The 17,826-nt window shown below is 44.6% G+C and carries 10 protein-coding genes; 7 read left to right on the plus strand and 3 right to left on the minus strand.

Features of this window, described 5'->3' with window-relative positions; genetic code table 11:
• Window positions 1-81 precede the first annotated feature (81 nt).
• Window positions 82-1,326 (minus strand): diaminopimelate decarboxylase, encoded by a 1,245-nt coding sequence (gene lysA / locus sps_RS15190; RefSeq protein WP_077753304.1) that lies wholly within the window; start codon window positions 1,324-1,326, stop codon window positions 82-84.
• A gap of 4 nt (window positions 1,327-1,330) precedes the next feature.
• Window positions 1,331-1,498: an LPS translocon maturation chaperone LptM gene (gene lptM / locus sps_RS29230; RefSeq protein ID WP_418346666.1), complete on the minus strand. Its 168-nt coding sequence runs from the start codon at window positions 1,496-1,498 to the stop codon at window positions 1,331-1,333.
• Between the two features lie 538 nt (window positions 1,499-2,036).
• On the opposite strand from lptM, the gene cyaY reads away from it, so the two are divergent.
• Complete coding sequence (gene cyaY / locus sps_RS15195) at window positions 2,037-2,366, plus strand: iron donor protein CyaY (protein ID WP_077753305.1); 330 nt, start codon at window positions 2,037-2,039, stop codon at window positions 2,364-2,366.
• 60 nt (window positions 2,367-2,426) lie between these two features.
• Here cyaY and sps_RS15200 read toward each other — a convergent pair whose 3' ends face one another.
• Complete coding sequence (locus sps_RS15200; RefSeq protein ID WP_077753306.1) at window positions 2,427-4,850, minus strand: class I adenylate cyclase; 2,424 nt, start codon at window positions 4,848-4,850, stop codon at window positions 2,427-2,429.
• A 202-nt stretch (window positions 4,851-5,052) separates the two neighbouring features.
• Between sps_RS15200 and hemC the strand changes: the two genes are divergently transcribed.
• The 6 genes from hemC (at window position 5,053) to sps_RS15265 (ending at window position 17,824) form a co-directional block, all read left to right on the plus strand.
• Complete coding sequence (gene hemC, locus sps_RS15205) at window positions 5,053-5,982, plus strand: hydroxymethylbilane synthase (protein WP_077753307.1); 930 nt, start codon at window positions 5,053-5,055, stop codon at window positions 5,980-5,982.
• Between the two features lie 45 nt (window positions 5,983-6,027).
• Window positions 6,028-6,756 carry a uroporphyrinogen-III synthase gene (locus sps_RS15210; RefSeq protein WP_077753308.1) on the plus strand — a complete coding sequence of 243 codons (729 nt, stop codon included), beginning with the start codon at window positions 6,028-6,030 and terminating at the stop codon, window positions 6,754-6,756.
• 64 nt (window positions 6,757-6,820) lie between these two features.
• On the plus strand, window positions 6,821-7,963 hold the full coding sequence (locus sps_RS15215; protein ID WP_077753309.1) for a uroporphyrinogen-III C-methyltransferase: 1,143 nt from the start codon (window positions 6,821-6,823) through the stop codon (window positions 7,961-7,963).
• Window positions 7,960-9,129: a heme biosynthesis HemY N-terminal domain-containing protein gene (locus sps_RS15220; protein ID WP_077753310.1), complete on the plus strand. Its 1,170-nt coding sequence runs from the start codon at window positions 7,960-7,962 to the stop codon at window positions 9,127-9,129. The genes sps_RS15215 and sps_RS15220 overlap by 4 nt, the downstream gene beginning before the upstream one ends.
• Before the next feature lie 283 nt (window positions 9,130-9,412).
• Window positions 9,413-16,246 (plus strand): retention module-containing protein, encoded by a 6,834-nt coding sequence (locus sps_RS28160; RefSeq protein WP_169915779.1) that lies wholly within the window; start codon window positions 9,413-9,415, stop codon window positions 16,244-16,246.
• Between the two features lie 114 nt (window positions 16,247-16,360).
• Window positions 16,361-17,824: a pilus assembly protein TadG-related protein gene (locus tag sps_RS15265; RefSeq protein WP_077753311.1), complete on the plus strand. Its 1,464-nt coding sequence runs from the start codon at window positions 16,361-16,363 to the stop codon at window positions 17,822-17,824.
• The last annotated feature ends 2 nt before the right edge of the window (window positions 17,825-17,826 follow it).

Below are 17,826 nucleotides of genomic sequence, written 5' to 3' on the forward strand. Positions count from 1 at the left end.
TCGCTCTGTTTCGCCGCTCAGTAAAACCTTTGTACTTTTTCTAAGAAGGAAACAGAAACATCATCAGTTAATATAAACAGTTTACGGCAGGAGTTGCTCACCTTGCCATAGCTGAGTCACTTTTTCTCTCTCTCGGATAACATAAGCCTGCTCCCCATCGACCATCAACTCGGCAGCACGAGGCCGTGAATTGTAGTTAGATGACATGGTAAAGCCATAGGCGCCCGATGAGCGCACAGCCAGGTAATCACCCGCAGCTATATTCAACTGCCTATCTTTGCCTAAGAAGTCACCGGTTTCACACACAGGGCCAACGATATCGTAATTTAGGGTTTCACCATCACGTGGGTTAACAGGAATAATATTTTGCCAAGCGCTGTAAAGCGCAGGACGGATAAGATCATTCATCGCACCATCGACCAGTGCAAAGTGCTTATCACCGTTGCCTTTAAGATAGAGCACCTGAGTCACAAAAATACCTGCATTCGCTGCAATAGCACGACCAGGTTCGAAAATGAGCTTAAGATCTCGGGAGCCTAAGCGTTCGAGCAAGGCCGCGGCATATACATCAGGTTGAGGCGGTGTCTCACCGTCATAAGGCACACCTAAGCCACCACCCACATCGAAATGTTCAATATGAATATCCTGCTCAGCGAGTCTGTCGATTAGGGCTAACATACGATCCATAGCATCGAGGAAAGGCTGCATCTCGGTCAACTGGGAACCGATATGACAATCAACACCTTTAACTTTTAAATTTGGTAATGCTGCGGCGCGGGCAAAAATAGCCTCAGCCTCCTCCATAGCAATACCAAACTTGTTCTCTTTAAGACCCGTAGATATATATGGGTGTGTACCGGCATCGACATCTGGGTTAACGCGCAGTGAAACTGGTGCCAGCTTGCCAATACGGCCGGCAACGATATTTAGCTGCTCAAGCTCAGCAGCCGATTCGACGTTAAAACAATGAATATCTAGATTGAGCGCCATCTCCATTTCGTCGGTTGTCTTACCCACCCCAGAAAATACCACTTTGGCGGGATCGCCACCGGCTTCTATCACTCGCAGCAACTCACCACCAGAAACGATATCGAAGCCACTTCCCAAACGGGCAAGCACGTTCAGAACGGCAATGTTAGAGTTAGCTTTTACGGCGTAACAGATAAGATGAGGATGATCGGCTACCGCACGGTCAAATGCGTGCCAATGACGCTCTAACGTAGCACGAGAATAGATGTACAAAGGAGTACCGTGGGTACGAGCCAGCTCAGCCACAGAGCAATCTTCAGCTAATAATTCATTATTTGTATAGAGAAAATGATCCAAGAGTCTATTCCTTATTGCTTTGTTTCTTTGGTTGCTGCTGTTCTTGTTTCTGGTTATCTTTTTTGTCTGGCGATTTATATAACGCCCCTGTTTGTCCGCAAGCGGTCACAAAAAGGCTGGCAAATAATATCAGTGAACACAGTCTCATTTTTCTCAACATCAATCTTTCCATCTAATAGGGTATGAGTGCTATTTTTAATCTTATCGGTATTTAGTCGCTTCGAGTCTTAGAACGCGCGAGCTCTAAACTCTCACTACAGCCTACCGATGTTGCAGAGTTCAGCTTTCTACGTCAAGCATATATAGGCCTAATACATACTAAACTGAAATTTATTTGCTACGAGTAAGCACTAATACCATTCCATATAAGTATCTGGTCAGTTCAGAGACTCTCAGTTTTTTCAATTCAAGGCACATTGATGAGGAAATGGTTATTCCCTTTTAAGTCAATGTAACGCAGAAGTGGAAACACTGAGAGCCTCACGTAGTGCGGGTTTCAAAGCCCTTTATGCTACGTTGAATGTTTTCGATATAGAATAACTATTAGCTTCAAATATTCGCCTAGCCTACAGTGCTTTGAACTCCCGCTGAATGATCAGATACTAACTCGGAATGGTATAAGATGATTTTCGTAAAAAGTAATGGAGCATACCAATCTCGATTGTTACTATGTAAACATTCAAATTTGCCCCATTGAAGGACGAAAACAGATGGCAATGACAGACTCACAATTTCATCAACTTGCCGATGAGATGTTTCAATCGATAGATAACGCTATCGAGCTTGCTATCGATGAACAAGATGCAGACATAGATATCGATGCATCGGGAAATGTATTGCAGCTAGAGTTTGAAGATGGTTCTAAGATCGTAATAAACAAGCAAGAGCCTCTGCATCAAATCTGGCTTGCAACGAAATTTGGTGGTTATCATTTTTCCTATATCGAAGGAAAATGGATCGATGAGCGAAATGGTGGTGAATTTATGCCTTTCGTCCTCGAGTCTATTCTCAAGCAAGGTGGCTTAAATCTATCTCTTTAGCCAATAGTTATCTGACAAAAATGATAAAAGGGAACCTTAGGTTCCCTTTTAAATGATAGGTTAAAAATCCATTTCAGCCTCTTCCATCGACACCCCAAAAGGTATCACCTGCAATCGCCCATCAATTCTCATCAGGCGGAAAAATTGTGGTAAGTTAAAACGTTGCGTCGTGATATCAGGCTCTTCAAACGCATGAAAATGACTCACCTCACTCACCAACTCATCGACACTGGTTCCCTTCTGAATATAATGATTTAACTCATTTTTTTCATTCAGAACAAATACATCTAAATCATTATCACTCTGACGCAAAAAGTATTGGATCGCTCCTCTGGCGGCAAAATCTTGGATCACAGCTGGAACCTTAGTAAAAGGTTCATTACCTAAATTCGGTCTGGGTAGCTCGATCAACATACTCATGGTTAACTGCTGATAAAACGCTTTAGCGTCTTTAAGATCCTGATACACCATGCCTTTACTATTAAAAAACAGGCCATACTGCACTTTAGCCACCTTAAGTGGGTAGACTAATGTTGAAGAAGAGGACACTTTCCAGCTTAAACGCGCCGCTCGACGAACCAAGTTTTTAACCGTCTGTTCAAACTGATCTTGCAGCCTGGCTGAGCCACTCACCACTTCGACCTTCATATCTTCGGCCGAACGACGAATCCCCGGAGTAGTGAAGGCCAAAGCCTCTAATATGGCGAGCTCTCCATCGTAATGATGGCAATGCCACTCTCCCCATGAATTAAGACAAAGAAGATCGATTGACTCCAACATATTTTGTTCGGCCCGACCCAAGGAAAAAATATTGGCATTGAGGTAATCAACCATGACCTCCTGCCCCTGCCACTGGGACGTTGAATCACTGTTGAAATTGAGCATAAACACTAATTTTCGGTATTGCCACGGTTGATAGAGGTCCATCTTAGACACTCTCTTAGGAAGCGGTTCGAAAACGTCACTTAAACGCTGAGACGCCTTGATCAAACACACCGATTTCCGTTCACCATTAGCCAGTTCATACCAGCGAGTCATTTTTTCACTGACACCGTTCATCACCGCCCAGGCGAGTAACTTCGCTCGGCTCTTAGAACGGTAAACAGCCCTCTGCCCGATAAAGGCTTTCCGATTTGGTGGGCAACAATATAAACAATACACTCCCAGGTTATGGCTGTAGACAATCGTCAACTCTTGCTCTGAGATCGAATCGCTCCAAAGCCGATTTAAGCTAATAAGCTGCTCGGTATCACTACTAAAATAAGTATGAAGTTTTCGAGTCAGCAGACCCAGTTCAGATAATTTCAAACTCTCACTGAGTTTATGAGTCGATGCAAATTGCAGCAGTGTTTGATAACAACCTAACATCAACTCATTCAGCTGCTCATTAAACCACTGCAGTTGGCCACAATGCCAACGCTCACAGTTATCTAATGTCTCTAACAGACTCTTGGACCAGTGCCAACTTTCGACCAGATGATTTAACTTATGATAACGCCAGTCTTGCGCTTGCTCAGGCTCACTTAGTCGGACACCGCACTTCAAATAAAAACAACGCCGAGCTATCTCTAAACGACGAGGGTCATCTTGGGCGATTAAATAATTTTCTATCGATTCATAGAGCAAAAAATAACTATCGTTTGCCGATGAAAAGTCACCTTCTATTGTGTGTTGCCACACTTTTTCACTGATAAACTCGGTATTCGGGTATTGGGCAGCATAAGATTCGAGTAGTAAGACCTTCAAAAGCGCCTTGTGTGGCTTATCTAGCCCCTTATAAAGCTGCCAAAGTGAAGCACCAAAGTATTCACAAGCCGGGATTTGACTCACATCCCCTAAAAACAATAACTGCTGTGAGTCTTGAGCATTAGGCCACCAAGCAACTTTCTTACCTGCCAGACAAATCTGGCTGCGATAAAACTCTTCCAGTAATAACCAGTGCTGAGCACTACCACTATGTTCGTTGCCTATGGCTCGCAGCGGCTCTGCTTTATCTTGAGAGCAAACAGAAAACTGTTCGGGATGAACCAGATAAAAGTTTACCTCTAGTCGATACTGAGCAAACCATGTGGTCAATAAACCTGATTTGTCTTCGAGTAATCGGCACTCTTCCTTACTTAGCAGGCGATCGTGAACTAGCCACACATCGACATCACTCTTGGGGTTTTGACCGAAGCTCGACATACTCCCCATGCTATACACCCCTTCGATAGCGGCCTGCTTAACGAGATGCACCATAGGTCTAACTAAACCTAAGGTGTCACAAGCCGCGAGCTCTTGCTCACTTGGTGCATACTCAAAAATACCTGATGGTGTCATAGGACCGTTATACCCAGGGTATCCTGCTCTGTGGTAATGCAAAAAAATAGGAATAAGACGAAGGAGATCTCTTTTCAGCGGAGACAATAATGCGAGAGCACGAGCCTGCCTGACACGATTTAATCGGTCTGCGGTTTCGATAATGTGATTCTGTTCATTGTTCAATAAGAGTCACGCCAAGGCAGTTTTGAGGAACAGCAGTAATGCTAACAGCTTTAACCACCACAAGGAATAAATGCGACAATGATCACACTTTTAACTGAAGTCGTTTATGGGCAGAGTTCAAAGAATCAAACCCTGTTTGTTACATCTATTCCTGAGCAATGTTAGCATTAGTGCATCTAAGGCCTCTGATGGAACATCGAGCATGTCTCAAAACGTCATTCGAATCGCAACACGTAAAAGCCCCCTTGCACTTTGGCAAGCAGAATTTGTAAAAGCAGAACTGGAAAATTTTCATCCAGATTTGACTGTTGAACTTCTCCCTATGAGTACTAAAGGTGACATAATCTTAGATACTCCATTGGCAAAAGTAGGTGGCAAAGGCTTGTTCGTTAAAGAACTTGAAGTCGCCATGCTTGAAAACAGAGCCGATATTGCCGTTCACTCGATAAAAGATGTACCGGTTGATTTCCCCGACGGCCTGGGACTCGAGGTTATTTGTGAACGTGAAGATCCACGTGATGCATTCGTCTCAAACAACTATAAGTCTATCGATGACCTCCCCCTAGGAGCAGTCGTTGGCACCTCGAGCTTACGACGCCAGTGCCAGATTAGAGGCATGCGCCCCGATCTGAAAATAACCGATCTTCGTGGTAACGTAGGCACACGCTTAGGTAAGCTAGATGCTGGAAATTATGATGCAATCATACTTGCCGCCGCAGGCCTTAAACGTCTAAAGCTTGAAGAGCGTATCACTAGCTTTATCTCAGCCGAAGATTCTTTACCCGCTAACGGCCAAGGCGCTGTAGGTATCGAATGTCGTACCGATGATGAGCGTGTAAAAGCTCTGCTAGCACCACTAGAACATGCAGAGACTCGCTACCGAGTGACCGCCGAGCGCGCGATGAATACTCACTTGGAAGGAGGATGTCAGGTACCTATTGGGGCATTCGCCGAAATCCAAGGTGATACACTAACATTACGTGGTTTAGTGGGTAATCCCGATGGTAGCAAAATAATAACAGGCACAAGTGTTGGCCCAAAGTCTGATGCTAAGTCGATAGGAATTTCACTGGCAGAAGAACTGCTTAGCAAAGGGGCAAAAGAGATTCTTGATGCCGTTTATATCAAGTAATTGATGCTTTTGTAGTGAGTAGCGATCAATGACACCTGACTTGCCATGAAAGTATTACTGACCCGCCCACAAGGGCGAAATCAATTGATGGTTGAGGCGCTGACTTCCAGAGGCGTCTCCCATATGGTCACGCCTTTACTTCAGGTAGAAGCGACTCAAACAGAACACAAAAGTCACGGCATGGCTTTATTGCAGCATGCCGATATCATCATATTTATCAGCACCAATGCAGTAAAATTTGCCGCTAAAGCCATAAAGCAAACCTGGCCCTCCAAGACGCAGTTTTACGCAGTCGGTGAAGCAACCCTTAAAGCACTATCGCAATGTGGGATCTCAGCCCAAGAAGCCCCTCAAGATAGCCAACAAACCGAAGGGTTACTCACACTTCCTAAGCTCCAATCACTTTCAAAAAAGAAAATTGTCATCGTCAGAGGCGTCGGAGGACGGGAGGCACTGGCTAGTGAGCTAACCCATAGAGGCGCCGATGTTAGCTATTGGGAAGTGTATCGCAGAACATGCCCAACATTAACATCAGTAAGCAATGCACAAGCCTGGCAGCACGCCAAAATAGACACAATAGTCGTCACCAGTGGCGAGATTCTCGATAACCTAATCAAACTTGTACCAAAAGAGTTATTTGCTTGGCTGCGTGCATGTCATATTATAGTCCCTAGCTCACGAGTACAGGAGCAAGCTATTGCCAATGGATTTCAGCACGTTACCAATGCAAAAGCGGCAAATTGTAAGGCAGTGCTTGCAGCCCTAGGCTTGTAAAGTTCGCCTGTTAACGCGCTAAACTCGTCATTTTTGTAGCTGTATTGCTTTAAGGGACTGTTTAATGGACAAGAAAAAATTAGATGATAACGCTGTAGAAGCACCAACAGAGTTAAGCTCTGAAGCTGATGCTAATAAGGCAGCTCTAGCAGTCAAAGAAGCAGATACCACGTCAGACACTCGCGTCGAGCGTTCCGGTGTCTCTTGGGGATTCCTATTCAACCTGATTTTTATCTTACTACTGACTTTTGCGACTGGCGGTGGAGGCTACTATCTCTACCAGGAAATTGCAGTTCAAAAAGATAAAGCTCAAGCGCTATCAGTTGAACTCAAACAAGCCTTGAGTGAACCAGCCCAACATATTTCCAGACTCGAAAGAGAACAAAAGCAACTCGCCAGCAGCACAAACTCAGGCATAGACAAACTGAAAAATAATCAGCTTCAACTGAGTGATAGAGTCGCCAAACTTGCTCAACGTAATCCCAACCACTGGATGGCAGAGGAAGCAAAATACCTGGTCAGAATGGCGGGGAGTAAGCTTTGGCTTGAAAAAGATCCCAGCACATCGGCTAGCTTACTCAAGGCGGCAGATGACCGCATAGAGTCGATGAAAGATCCCTCGCTAACCCCCTTGAGAAAAGCGTTAGCGGCCGATATAGCATCGGTTTCCGCGATTAAGAGTACCGACATTGCCGGCACCGTACTGACCCTAGATAACATGATAGAACACCTAAACCAGCTTCCATTAAATAGAGTCGATGTAACCAATGCGGCCAATCGCCCTACCAACCCAGAGATGAGTGAGTCGATAGATGACTGGCAAGAGAATCTAGCTAAATCCTGGAAAGCGTTTATGGACGATTTTGTGGTCATTCGCAAAAGAACCACAGATATCACGCCTATACTCACGCCAGATCAACAATGGTACCTAGTTGAAAATATCAGAAATAAGCTACTTCAATCTCAGCTTGCGCTATACCGACAAGATCAGGTTAATTACCGTCAATCTTTGACCCTGGCCAGAAAGTGGATTTATCAGTACTTTGATCTTAGCAAGGCTCAAACTGAAGAAACATTAGCTGCACTCGATGCATTAAGCACCTTAGAAATACAGACACCGGGTATTAACCACTTTCAATCGACTCCTATGCTCCAGCAGTTAGCTACCCATGGTAACTTAATGGTGACTGAAGAGGTTTCCCTATGACACGTGTATTGATCTATCTGGGAATTATTTTATTCGGTCTCTGTATCAGTCCTTTTTTCGAAGGCATGAATGGCTATCTATATTTCACTATCTGGGACTACGAAGTTGAAACGGGTGTCGTTTTTGCTGTTATCGCCCTCATCATTTTTTACGGTGTACTACAGCTCGCTGAGTGGGTGATTATTTTCATACTTAACCTGTTACTCAGCAGTCGTTTACTCCCCGAAAAGTGGCGCAAGAAAGCCGCAAGAAAACACACGCTAGTGGGAGCGCTCGCTTTAGCGGAAGAGGATTGGTCCTCAGCCGAAAAAGCCATGATTAAAGGTGCTGAAAAAGGTGAACTACCTACCCTTAACTTACTTGCCGCAGCCAGAGCTGCACAGCATCAAAACAATACGGAATCACGAGACAAATACCTACAACAAGCGGAACAGGAGCCATTGGCAAGCAAGGCCGTGGGCACTAGCCGCACCCGATATTTACTCCAGCAAGGAGAACTAGACCAAGCTAGAGTAGAGCTAAATAAACTCTCTCCAACGAGTAAGAGCAAACAACCCGTCTTAAAATTAGCCTTAGAGTTATATCAAGCACAAGCCGACTGGAATGCACTAAAACTACTGCTCCCCATAATTAAGAAGCGTCAAGTGCTTAGTGATGATAATTACCAAGAACTCAGCATTCTCACTAATAAAGCTTTACTTATTCAAGCCCAATCCAACAGTGAACAAGAGTTAGAAAAAGTATGGCACTGGTTAAGCCGAGCCGAACGAAAAGAGCCACAATACATAGCCAGCTACTGCCTAGGTTTAAATAAATTTAACCGTGAGACAGAAGCTAAAAAACTCTTAATGAAACAGATAAAGAGCAGACTTTGTTCAGAGACTTCTTTGGCACTTGCTGAGATATTGTCTCCGGCTGACGTCGAAGAAAGGAAACAGATATTTGCACTTGAGAAAAAGTACGGTGAAGAGCTCAATTTCCAAATATTACAGGCCAAGCTCCATTCGCAAAATAAAGATTATCGTCAAGCCATGACATACTGGAAAAAAGTTTGCCATCAACAGCCAAGTAAAGAGTTCTGGCTGGCCTTAGGTGAGACCCATGAGCATCTTGGCGAGCAAAATGGGGCAATTCAAAGCTACCGACAAGCCGCTAACACTGGTTAATTCTTATACGATTATTAACTAACAAAGTCACCTTCTAGGTGGCTTTTTTATTTAGAACTGTAACCTAGCTCATTTCAACAATGCCAAACAGCTGAATAACTTTTAGTTTTTAGTTTTCCCTCATACAAACCCAATATTCATGCCATCTGTAGCTAATAGTCATTAATTTGACTCACAGTCAATTAGAGCCACACTCAAAACAATATGTGTAATAGCAGAAATTTATTTCTGATCAATCAATTTGCAGCTGACGTCATGGAAAAATCGGCTCTAGGATATGGTTATGGGTGTTTCAGTAGCTAAACAGGACGCAGTTGTCACTAATCTTGTGGGTCAATTAAAGGCCAAAGATGAGCAAGGGAATATCAGAGATGTGACTATAGGCGATCTCATTAGAGATGGTGAACAACTGATCTTTTCTCCAAACTCTCAGTTCATCTTACAGATGGCTGATGGAACGATAATTACAGAGACAAACTTTGCCGAGCCGATACCTGAAATCTCCTTAGGAGCAGCGCCTGAATTTGCTACTGCACCAGTGTCTGCAGATGCTGAAATCGCCGCCTTACAAGCACAAATTTTAGCGGGTGAAGATCCTACCGCTGGCCTACCAGAAACTGCGGCAGGGACTGCAGCCGGTGGTGGTGGAGGAAATGAAGGAGGCTCCGACTATATCACCTTAGGTAGAACAGGTGATGAAACATTAGCAGGAGCCGGATATGACACAGCTGGATTCGAATTAGCTCCCGCCCCCACAGAAGACTCCCTAATTTTAACTGCTGAAATTCCAGATCTCCCAACAATAGGTGCAAGTAGTATTACTTTATTTGAAGCTAACTTATCGCTAGGTTCAAACCCGTTAGTAACAGATTTAACTCAATCAGACAGCCTGTTAATTGATGCAGAAGCTGGCGTAGGTATCCTAACCATTAATGGCATAGACATTGTTGTTGGAGGGATATTTGTTGGCCCTATAACAATAACAACAGATAACGGCGAATTAGTGCTCACCAGCTTCGACCCTGATACCAATGCGCTTGACTATAACTTCACTCTAACCAGCGGCGTAGACAATTCGATATCCGATCCTTTCTCACAAACCTTTACCGCTTTAGTGACTGATCTTGCTGATAATACTACAACGTCTACCATCACAGTAAATATCGTCGACGATAATCCGAGCGGTGTAGATGATACGAACAACGTCTCAGAAGATGGCGATACTTCAATTGCTGGCAATGTTTTACTTAACGATACCCAAGGTGCCGATTCGGCAGTCCTGTCGCAAATTACTAATTCTGACGGAACCACTGTTGCAGTGTCAGACGCTACAGGGATTTCAGGTAGCTTTGGTCTATTACAAATTTCTGCAGACGGCAGTTATACCTATCAGTTAGATAACTCATTAGATAACATACAGGCACTAGCGGAAGGAGAGCAAGTCACTGAAACATTTACCTATCAGTTGACCGATACCGACGGTGACAGTGTACTGGTGACCCTTGCAATCACAATCACAGGCACTAACGATGATCCCGTTATCGTCATAGTTGATCCTGGTGATCCTGACGATCCCGATGGTCCTATCCCTGCCGGCAACGAAGGTTTAGTCATCGAATCAGGTAATGAGGATGACGGTACAATAATTCCTGGTGTAGTCACGGCAACAGGTAGCTTAGCTGGCACAGATGTCGATAATGGGGCTGTTTTAACTTGGAGCGGTGACCCTAACGGAGAGTTCGGTAGTTTAGTCATTGACCCGGTAACTGGCGAATGGACTTATAGCCTAGATAATTCATTGGCGGATAGCTTAGCCGAAGGCGATGCAGTTCAAGATATTTTCATTGTCACTGTTACAGATGAGTTAGGCGCAACATCAACACAACAAATAACAATAACAGTCAACGGAACCAACGACTCCCCAATAATTACCTCATCTGAAGTTGACGCAACTGGAAGTGTCAGTGAACTAGAGTCTGAGGAGCCTCTCACAACGATTCAAAGCACAACAGGTACTTTAGCGGCAACCGATGTGGATTCAGGGGCTGTACTGAGTTGGAGTGGTAACGATAATTCAGCTTTGGGTAGCTTTGTCATTGACCCAAATACAGCCGAGTGGACCTACACCTTAGATAATGCAGCAGCAGACAGCCTAGCTGAAGGTGAGCAGGTCGAAGAGACCTTCCTCGTCACTGTCACCGACGAATTCGGTGCGACAGATACTCAACTCGTCTCAATCACTGTTACAGGTGCCAACGATAACCCTATCATCACCCCACCTCCAGAAGAACAAGAGGGTGATGGTTACGATACTGGCACAGTGATCGAAGCCGGTAATCTCGATGATGGCACAGTAGTTTCCGGCTTCCCAACAGCAACAGGTATGCTCGAAGCCACCGATGTAGATAACGGCGCAGTACTCACCTGGAGTGGTGATGCAACTGGCAGCTTGGGCAGCTTCTCTATAGACCCAGATAGCGGCGAGTGGCTCTTTAACTTAGACAACGATGCATCCGACAGTTTAGCCGAAGGACAATCCACTCAAGAGCAGTTTCTGGTCACGGTCACCGATGAATTTGGCGGCACAGATACCCAACTAGTAACCATCACCATCATAGGTACTAACGATAGCCCTATTATCACATCTTCTGTTAGTGACGCCACTGGGGCGGTAACTGAATTTGATGAAGATGAACAACAGCAAACTGGTGAGCAAGTTGCAACTGGTACACTTACTGCCACCGATGTCGATTCAGGTGCAGTGCTGAGTTGGAGTGGAGATGATACTTCAGCCTTAGGTAGCTTTGTTATTGACCCAAGCAGTGGCGAGTGGACTTATACCTTAGACAATGATGCATCAAACAGCCTCGCACAAAACGAGCAAGTCGTTGAAAACTTCCTAGTCACAGTTACAGATGAGTTCGGTGCAACCGATACGCAACTTGTCACAATTACCATCACGGGTACCAACGATAATCCCATTATTACCCCTCCACCTGAAGAGCAAGAAGGTGAAGGCTACGATACGGGTACAGTGATCGAAGCTGGTAACCTCGATGATGGTACTGTCGTTCCCGGCTTCCCAACAGCTACTGGCATGCTCGAAGCGACCGATGTAGATAACGGCGCAGTACTCACCTGGAGTGGTGATGCAACTGGCAGCTTAGGCAGCTTCTCTATAGACCCAGATACCGGTGAGTGGACCTATAACTTAGACAACAATGCTGCCGACAGTCTAGCCGAAAACCAATCAACCCAAGAGCAATTTCTGGTCACGGTCACCGATGAATTTGGTGGCACAGATACCCAAATGGTGACCATCACCATATTTGGTACAAATGATAGTCCTGCTATCACTTCCTCAGTAACAGATGCCACAGGAGAAGTTTCTGAAGTAAATGACCCACAAACAGCTTCCGCTACAGGCACGCTCACCGCAGATGATGTCGATGATGGCGCAATATTAACTTGGAGTGGTAACGATACCTCAGCTCTTGGTCGTTTTGTTATAGATCCCGATACCGGTGAGTGGACTTACATTTTAGACAATGATGCTTCCAACAACTTGGCAGAAAACGAACAAGTTGTAGAAAACTTCCTAGTGACAGTCATTGATGAATTTGGGGCTACCGATACTCAACTGGTCTCTATTACCATTAACGGAACAAATGACGATCCCTTCATCACCTCTAACCTCGGTGATGCTACCGGTGATGTCCTCGAAGCGGGAGTCATGGACGGCGGTAATGTCCCTGAGTCTGGCGACTTAGTCACTGGCGGTACACTCACCGCCGATGACGTTGATAACGGTGCCAGCTGGAGTTGGACTTTCGTCCCCCAAATCAACAATTACGGTACCTTCACGCTCCACCCTGATACTGGGGTGTGGAGTTACACCCTTGCTGATAACCCATTGGTCGATGCCCTCGCCCAAGGTGAAATGCATGATGAAACCTTCTTGGTCACGGTCACTGATGAGCACGGTGCCTTTACTACCCAACTGGTGACCGTCACTGTCACGGGCACCAACGATGACCCAGAGATCACCAACATTGATTCCCTTATAGTTTCAGAAGAAGGGCTAGTAAACGGAATTATTGATAATGTAGGTGATCCCACTGATACGACTGACTCACCAACTGATGGAGGTACGCTAACCTTTACAGATGTTGATAATCCAGATGTCTTAGATATTACCGTGTCATTAGGTACCTCAACAACTGACGTTTTTTCTGATAATTTCTTAGTCAATTGGAGTTGGGACGGTAATACAAATACCTTAACAGGAACTGCAAACAACATCGTAGTTATGACCATAGTGCTTGGCTCTGTTAGCGTTAACGCCTCTGTTTATAGTGTGGGATATACCGTTAACTTACTCGGACCACTGGATCACCTTGTCAATGATACCGAAGATCTCATGTCCATTAATTTTGGAGTCACAATCAATGATGGATTTGCTAATGTAGATACACTACTCAATGTCGTTGTCGAAGATGATGCCCCTCTCGATGAAGTCGATGAGTTAGCAACTCCCAGCATGCCTCATACTATTGATGAATTTATCACTGGTGATTTATTCGACCCTGGTGCCGATGGCTTCGGCAGTGTTGATTTTGAAGTCATTACCCAAGGGCTACAATCTAATGGCATAGATTTAATCTATACCATGAATGGCGATACATTAACTGCTACAGCGGGAAACACACCAGTATTTACCTTACAAGCGATACCTGATGGCACAGGTCATTTCGATTATAAGTTCACATTACTCGATCAAATAGACGTTGAAGTCCTAATCGATTATGACCTAAGTGGCGCTCCTGCAGGTAACAATGCCGCCTACTATGTCGACACAGACGGCTCAATCTATGCTCAAGATGATCAAGCGGCTATGGTTATTTCTACCATAACCGGTACTTTTAACGGCTCAGCTTCTTCAATCAACTCTAATGCACATGGTATTGGGGTTGGACCTCAGACATCTATCTATACAGGGGAAGCGATCAAATTTGTGTACGGTGTAGATGGAACGTCACTAGCAGCCATCAGTCTAGGAACAAACAATAACGGTAATCACACTGGAACCTCTGATATACAGTATATTGTGACTTACTCGGATAGCTCAACCAATGTTGTCAATACGACCATTAATGGAACTTTAACCATTGAAGAGTTGACGCAAAATGGCTTTGCTATCATCTCTATCGAAATATTGCATATGAGCGGTAATGACTTCCAAGTCACTGGATTGTCCTCTGTAGACACTCTCTTTAATGCACCAATCGATTTAGAGTTTGCCTATGGCGCTACAGATAACGATGGTGATGCAGTAATATTCACCCCCGAAAACGATGGACACTTCACCATCACTCTAGAGCCTGAAAACTTCGTACCAGATGCTCGAAACAATACCTACCATGTAGACGAAGGCGAATCAGTAATCGGTAACATCATCGATGATGATGATACGAGTAACGGTATCGATAGTGATATTGATGGTGATACCTTGCTAATCACCCATATCAATGGTGTCGTTATAGTGTTTGATAATAATGGTGATGCCGAAGTTGAAATTACTGGCGGTACATTATTTATCAATCAGGACGGTAGCTTTACTTTTGAACACGACGGTAGCGAAGATGCACCAACCAGCTTCACCTACACCATAGACGACGATAATGGTGGAACAGATACCGCAACGGTTTATTTTGAGGTCTATTCTGAAGAAACATTTGGGCCAGAAGATGACACCACTGTAGAAACAGGCAATGCACACGATATCCTCATAGGTGATACAACGGGTTTCGGTCCAGGTCAAAATTACAATATAGCCTTTATTATTGATACATCAGGCAGTATGGGAAGCGCGGTTAATACCGCCAGAACACAGATAACAGAGGTGTTAAACCAGTTGATATCGACCATTGGTCAAGGTAATCCCGGAGTCGTAAATATCTTAGTAATAGACTTCAATACAGGTGCTGAAATTCTTCTAAATATTGATTTATCAAATTTAGATGCAAGTATCATTGAGGCAGCTCTAGAAGATATGAATAGTGATGGATGGACAAATTATGAAGCCGCATTTAACCTTGCGACGACTTGGTTTACTTCTGGGTTGGCTTCAACAAACTTAGGAATGAATTACACTTTCTTCGTTACAGATGGTGAACCTACAAAACCTGGTGATGATGATAATGACTATGAAGAAGCTTACCTTGCTGCCGTAGCAGCTTTTGCATTGCTCACTTTTGAAGACCTGACTTACGTCCAAGCGATAGGGCTAGGAAATGCATTTAACCCTAATGACCCAGATTATATACTGGATCAATTCGACTCGGGCGCTACCCCACTGACGAGTGTCGATGTTGATAACTTAGCAGATGCCATACTACAAACAGAATTATTACCAGGAAATGATGATCTTAATGCAGGTAATGGTAACGATATCATTTTTGGTGACTTGATCGAATTTGACGGTATAGACGAAGAAGGGTTTGATGCACTCGTTGAATATGTTGAAGCACAGCCAAATACAGATCTAAACAACGATACCAATATTTCCAACTATGAAGTCCACAGCTACGTATCAGCCAATGCTAGTGACTTTGATGTATCACGGGAAAACGACGGTAATGACATTCTTACTGGTGGAGACGGTAACAATATCCTATTTGGCCAAGGTGGAGATGACCAGCTACTCGGCGGCAATGGCAACGACCTGATGTATGGCGGTGATGATAATGATGAGTTAGTGGGTGGTAGTGGTGATGACCAGATGCATGGCGGAGAAGGCAATGACACCTTCATCTGGAATACTGATTCCATCAACGGCGAAAGCGATACTGTATTGGACTTCGATGCTGTAGAAGATGTACTCGACCTTTCTGACCTTCTTTCTGGCGAAACTGATAACGCACTAGATCTAGTTGATTATTTATCTTTCGATGTTTCAGGCGGAGATACGATTATCACTATCGATCTTGATGGTAATGGGGCAGGCACAGATACTATCACTATTCTTCTTCAAGGAACCAGTTTAGCCGGAGTTGGTGATCAAGCCATTATTCAAGGTTTACTCGATAATAATGCACTCATCGTAGATGTTGCGTAATTACAGCAGTCTAATAAGTTGATTAGCCTGCTAAGCTATACATGTTTGATGAACAAGATTATCGCTACTAGACTTAAGTAAGGATTATTAACAGAACTGACTTAAGGTGCTTTCATGGTCGAAATAAGCTCTCTGGGCCGAAAGATGAAAGGAATTATCGCACCATTAGCCGTGGTGTCCTTACTCGCCTTAATCGCAATGGCGGGCTTGGCATTAGACTCAGGGAAAGTTTACTCAGATTATCGCCGAGCCCAAACCGCCGCCGACGCCGCCGCCCTAGCCGGTGCATTTGAGAAGTTTTATGGCCGTGACTCCACTATTATCACAGCAGCAAATACTGAAGCTATCGTCAATGGTTTTACTCACGGTAATGAAGGTATCGACGTAGTCATTAACCATCCACCATTAACAGGCTTCTACATCGGCGATCCCTTTTCTGTAGAAGTGATAATCACTCAACCAACCCTCACCTTCTTCTCAAAAATACTCAATATAGATTCTATCCCCTACAAGGTAAGAGCCGTAGCAAATGGTAATACCGCCAGCGGGATCAACTGCGTTTATGTCCTCGACAACGAACAAAAAAAAGCCTTCGAAGTCACTAGTGACTCGGTACTCGACGCGCGCTGTGGAATTTGGGTAAATTCAGACGATAGCGGTGCAGCCAGCGTGGTTGAGAGTGGAGCTTGTGTGAAAGCCGGCATGATCACTGTCGTTGGCGGCTATACAACCGGACAAACTTGTGATTTAGGCGGAGACGCCTACCAATGTGATAATGATGGGGACTGCCCTCTCAGTGGTATGGGCTTACCACCCGAAGAATCCCCCTTACCCGCACCAGACCCTTTTGCAGGCCTGACGCCGCCGACAGTTGATAGAAGCTCTGGCGCATGTCCAGCGGATGAAAGTTGCAATGCCAGTGGGTGTAGTGGCAAAAAGAAAGACTCAGGTGGTCCCTATGAGCCATACACCATAGATACCAATGGCTCAGTAACTCTTAATCCCGGTACGTATTGTGGCGGGATATTAGTGAAAAAAGGCACTGCAAACCTCAATACTGGGGTATATATTCTTCGAGGCGGTGGGCTCGTAGTTGAAGGAGCAGACTCAGAAGCCATCGGCACAAGTGTTTCCTTTTATAATACTTGCTATTGGGCCTGTGATGATTCTAATTCGGATCATGACCCCGAAAAAGGTAAAGAATGGTTTTGGACTCTGGACATCAACTCAAGCTCTGAGGCTAACTTTTCCGCACCACCTTGCCTAGGCGGTACAAGCGGTAGTCAATGTGAAGGTCTAGATGGGATTTTATTCTTCTCAGATAGAGATGCCCCTTCTTCAGATGATCCAGGCTCTTACCCAGTAAACAGAATAGATAGCAGTGTGACGGCAACATTAGCCGGAGCTATATATGTGGGTAATCAGCACTTAAAGTTTCATAGCAACTCAACGGGTAACCCATCCGATACTATCTTAGTGTCAAAGTTTTTAGAGATTTCGAGTGGCTCAACCGTGGAGATTAGTAATTTCACCGGCTCAGGTGGCTCTCCGCTTAAACGGGTTACTTTGGTTGAGTAAGG

It is taken from the genome of Shewanella psychrophila (assembly GCF_002005305.1).
Taxonomy (GTDB): domain Bacteria; phylum Pseudomonadota; class Gammaproteobacteria; order Enterobacterales; family Shewanellaceae; genus Shewanella; species Shewanella psychrophila.